Consider the following 1,232-nt stretch of genomic DNA (forward strand, 5'->3'; position numbering starts at 1 on the left):
TGGTGCTCCGCGGAAGATTTCCATCAATGCTTATTGCATTCAGGAAGGTATTGAATACCGTAATTTCATCAAGTGGTATCGTGATAACAAGAAGCGTATTCGTGAATCTGAAATGGAGGAGATTCGTTTGAGTCCCCTTACGGTCACGGGTGCTCCTAAGGAGAAGTCTCCTGTTCCGTCAGTATCGCCCATCTCTTGTTCAAAAGTTGCGAATGTGGTTTGTTTCCACTTGAAATTGAGTAACGGTATTGAGATCAATAAAGAGAATTGTAATTTGGAAAGCCTTACGTGCCTTCTTCAAAGTTTAAGTGCTTTATGTTAGGTCTGAAGTCCCATATGAATTTCTACCTGTGCGAAGGCGCGGTAGACATGCGTAAAGGTATCGTCAGCCTTTCTGAACTTGTTCGTCGTAAAATGCACGCCTCTCCTGATACGGGTGATGTCTTCATCTTTTTAGGTAAAGACCGCCGTAATTTGAAGATTCTTCGTCACGAGTCCAATGGCTATGTTTTATATTGGAAGAAATTGGATCGTGAACGTTTTCTTCTTCCGGTGTTCAATATTGAAAATGACCGTTATGAGATTAGTTGGGACAAACTTGTGGTGCTTCTCCAAGGTACGGTTCGTCAGGAACTTCTCGTAGGGTAGTACGAGGCTGTAGATTATCAGATTGTAGGAGATTAATATATTGTATGTCAAATAATTAATGTAGTAAACAGCTTGTTTTTTTCAATCAGATTCAGTATCTTTGAAGCATGCAAGAGCAAGATACTATTAACATATTAGTCTCCCAATTACTATCGAAAGATGACGAGCTCCTTCGTATTCGCAAGGATAATGAACGTCTTCGTGAAGAACAACGCGAGGGCAACCGTCAGATTTTAGAGAAGTTGGATAAAGCACTTGATGAGTTGAAGAGTATGCGTAGGGACAATAAGAATCTTGCCGGTCAATTATCCAAGGCTTTGGAAGGCAAGGCTCAGGCCGAGAAAAAATCCGAACTGCTTTCCAGCGCTTTGGAAGAGTTGAAAAACCTGCGCGCTGCTGAACTCTTTGAAATAGAGAAACAGAAGCGTCAGTTGTATGGCCGCAAGTCCGAGAAATCCTCCTCCTTACGCAAAGTTCCTGAAAAAGACCTTAAAAGTGAGAAGGATGATTTTGACGGGAGCAATCCACCGGAAGTATCTTGCGAGGATTTATCTACTCCTGCAACACCGAAAATGAGCAATAGT

2 protein-coding genes and 1 pseudogene are annotated in these 1,232 nt (G+C 42.0%); all 3 read left to right on the forward strand.

What is annotated here, in order from left to right:
• A partial coding sequence (locus tag HMPREF9446_RS12155; protein ID WP_009125966.1) for a hypothetical protein occupies nucleotides 1-322 on the forward strand: 322 nt, incomplete at its 5' end.
• 14 nt (nucleotides 323-336) lie between these two features.
• Nucleotides 337-648 carry an IS66 family insertion sequence element accessory protein TnpB gene (gene tnpB / locus HMPREF9446_RS12160; protein WP_262360196.1) on the forward strand — a complete coding sequence of 104 codons (312 nt, stop codon included), beginning with the start codon at nucleotides 337-339 and terminating at the stop codon, nucleotides 646-648.
• 107 nt (nucleotides 649-755) lie between these two features.
• Nucleotides 756-1,232 (forward strand): annotated as a pseudogene (locus HMPREF9446_RS19185) (IS66 family transposase); the annotation flags it as partial.

The organism is Bacteroides fluxus YIT 12057 (assembly GCF_000195635.1).
Classification (GTDB): domain Bacteria; phylum Bacteroidota; class Bacteroidia; order Bacteroidales; family Bacteroidaceae; genus Bacteroides; species Bacteroides fluxus.